2 protein-coding genes are annotated in these 3,164 nt (G+C 62.5%); one reads left to right on the top strand and one right to left on the bottom strand.

Going from position 1 to position 3,164, the window contains the following annotated elements:
- Positions 1-1,097 precede the first annotated feature (1,097 nt).
- Positions 1,098-1,346 (bottom strand): hypothetical protein, encoded by a 249-nt coding sequence (locus GY725_06030; GenBank protein MCP4003737.1) that lies wholly within the window; start codon positions 1,344-1,346, stop codon positions 1,098-1,100.
- Positions 1,347-2,822: 1,476 nt separating this feature from the next.
- Between GY725_06030 and GY725_06025 the strand changes: the two genes are divergently transcribed.
- The coding region (locus GY725_06025) for a hypothetical protein (protein ID MCP4003736.1) at positions 2,823-3,164 on the top strand (342 nt) is incomplete at its 3' end.

Raw genomic sequence — 3,164 nt, 5'->3', positions numbered from 1 at the left:
GGCGGGCCTGCGACGCGAGAGACACAACTCAACTCCAGGGGCCGTCTGGATTCAGTGGTTGAGGGGAAATGCGCTGCGATCTTTCTATTACTGCTCCAAAGCTAACCAGGCGGTCGTAGCTGGAAAGGGAACTCGTCCCAGTCCTCTTCGAACAGCCAGCCCTGGATCGTGAGTCGTGTCTCGGTCCGAGCAAGTAGTGGACCTTCGGTCACGGAGCGCTCGCCACTGCCCACGCCATCCGAGATATGTGTACCGTAGAGATTGTTGCGACCCTAGACCACAGCAGCCGCGACCGTATGTCCTGTGGCTCCCAAGCACATCAACGCCAGATACCAGCCGCGGCCGTATTTTTTTTTAGCCCGGGCTAGATGGCTGCGAAAGCGGCGGCCGCCGCTTTACGGGCGGTGACACATCTCGAGGAGGCGACACGAGGGGGAGACGCGGAGGTCGTCGCAGCCTCTGCGGAGTTCCGCAGGCGGATCTCGCAGGCTCTGGCGCTCGAGGCCACTCTGGCGCGACCTGGAGGAAAACCCCAAGGAAAACGGTGGGCGTGGAAGATCCATTCCTTCAGGCGGCGGTGCCACTACCTGCAGGCCAAGGTGAAGAAGCTGGAGCGCGAGAAGCAGAGACTCAAAGACAGGAGCGCCTTCAAATTCAGCGCCTTGAACCTAGTGCGGGCGGCTGTGTCGGATCCTTCCTGCAGCGCCCGCGCTGTCGAGGAGTACGCCCGCGACTACAATCTGTCTGCGGCGCCGCCGTTCGGCCGGACATCTGTCTGCGAAATCAGGCACGCTTTCGCGCGAGTCCTGAAACGCCTCTGCCGCAGCTCAGTCAGGACGTACGCCGCGCAGAATCCCTCGTTCGTCTGCTTCCGTCATTTACATGACGAGGCGAGCATGCGAATGCGCAGCTTCCTCGAGCCAGGCGGTGACGGCGAGGGCGCGACAACGGGGAGCGAGGGTTGTATCCGAGGGTTGGATCAGAGGACCGGCCGGTCGCGGAGTAGCAAAATCCAGAACAACAGCTGCACTGTCCACATCGACGCGTCAAGCGAGGCGCCCTGGCTGACGGACTTGCAGCCTTTGGGACAGAAAAACTCAGACACGCTCTGCTTCGCCCTCTTCAGCGTTCTCAAACAGTTCGCCGAAGCCCTCAACCCCGACGACGACCGTGGCCCTGAGGATGACGCCGTGGCCCGGAAACTCGTCCATGTTCTGGTCGGCGACTCTGTGAACACCAACATGGCGGCGGCGAAGAAGCTCTGGGTCCTCGTACGCTCTGCGCTGCGCGAGCCGCCTTTCTGCGGATGGGACTACCGCTTGGTGGTTGTTCGGTGCGCCAGCCACCAGGCCAACCTAGTCGTGCGGACAGCCATCGGCGGCGACGCGCCGCCGACGCACGGGGTTCCCGCGCTCGACGCAACGGCGGTGCGCTTCTACAAGTACCTCCTGAGCGAATACCACGAGGAGTTCTTCGCCAACCTACGCGCCTTCGTCTTCGAGAACCTGAAGATCTCCTGTCCCTCGACCATGGACCCGTCCCAGCTGCGCGCCTTCCAAGAAAACCGCAGAGCCGCAGAGAAACTCCAGGCGCTGTACGGCAAAGGCACCATACCCGACGTCTTGCTGCAGCGGCTGAACGCTGGGTTCGGCAACTTCTGCCACGTCGCGGAAAAGGGCAGACCCTGCAACGAGGAAGTGGAGCGACGGGAGCTCCTGCGAGTGCTGGACCAGTGCTGCCTTCGCACAGAGGAGAAACCCGTGGTCACGCGATTTTGGCTCTTCACGCAGTGCGTGCAAGGCCTCTTTCGTATCCTCCTCTTGGGTCTCCCAGTGGATCGGCTCCTGGCCCTCCCTACAAAGGACCCCCGACCACAGAGCAGAAAAAGGATCAAGGCAGTGACGGCCTTCTTTCAGCATGAAAGCTCACCATCGTTGCTACGGCGGGCTTGCCTCTGCACGCGGCTCACACAGCACGCGGTCGCCATAACAGGGCAGGCGCGTGCGCGAGACAGTCCAAGCGTCGGGGGAGACAGGGTTGGACCCGCTCTCCCCAGGAGCGATGGAGGCTGGGGCCGACGCACGCCTCTGCTTCTGCGACTCGCCCAAGGTGAAATTCCCCGGAGGATGTCGGAGGCCCTCCGCGAGATGCTTGGCCTGCTACAAGCAGACGAAGACCTCCGACACCCGCAGGAAATGGCTCGCGCTGTGGAGCAACTGCTTCGGACTGCGGCAGCGCTCATCATCCGGTTCAAGCAATACCAGGCGTATCCATTCAGACTGGCTCTGTGTTGCAAAGCTTGGAATCCCCAAGGGTACCTTCTGGAGATTGAGACATTCCTCAACGCTGAGCGCGGCTCCTTGGACGTGGGCTACGGCCAGCCCCTACAGGACGAGGCCCTCAAGCGAGGCAGCCCAGGCGAGCAGACGCATTTCCTCGCTTCCGAACCGATCCAGGCAGAGCTGTTGACTTGGTCGACCCAGGTGGAAGGTTCAACCCTGGAGGTTGAAAGGGCGCACCAGCAAGCCAAGCGGGCCGAACACAGGCGATGTTTGACTGCGCACACGGCCTCGCGTGACATGCTGTTGCGGAGGTACCGCGCTCAAGGGCGCGCGAAGCGATCCTCTTCTGCAGAGCCGCTCAAGAAGACCGGGGGGTGCAATGTCTTTTCCGTAGCCCTCAAGCGAAATCCGCAGTGGTTTCCTAGCTCTCAATGGCGGTTTGGGGCCCCGTCATCTGCATCCACGGCACTAGCGGATCCTGAGTCGTGGCCAAAGAGACGGGATGCACTACAGAAGTACGTCGAGGAGCATGGCGCGTCTTTGCGCGCCGAATTGGCGCGCGACGTCGCGCGAAGGTCTCAAGACCACACCGCGCCATGGCCCGGCTTCCCGACGAACAGCGTCCAGTGGGTGGACTGGATGGAAAAGAACGAGGACGTCTTCCGGCAGGAGCTGGCGGCGGTGCGCAAGGGACAGCACCGCGCTGTCAACATCCGCGCGCAGGCGCCGCGGAATTACGAGGCCGCGCCGCGACTGGAGGCCCTGCGCGGCGCGCGCTCTCCGCAGCCACCCTGGTTGCGTTTGATCTCCGACGGTTTCTACACGCTATGGCGGCCTGAGCTGCACGAGAGGACGCTTCTCTTTGCTCGTTCTGTGATGAGG

This window comes from bacterium, from assembly GCA_024226335.1.
In the GTDB taxonomy this organism is placed as follows: domain Bacteria; phylum Myxococcota_A; class UBA9160; order SZUA-336; family SZUA-336; genus JAAELY01.
The sequence above is the reverse complement of the archived record's forward strand: the minus strand, read 5'-3'. Positions and strand labels throughout refer to the sequence as shown.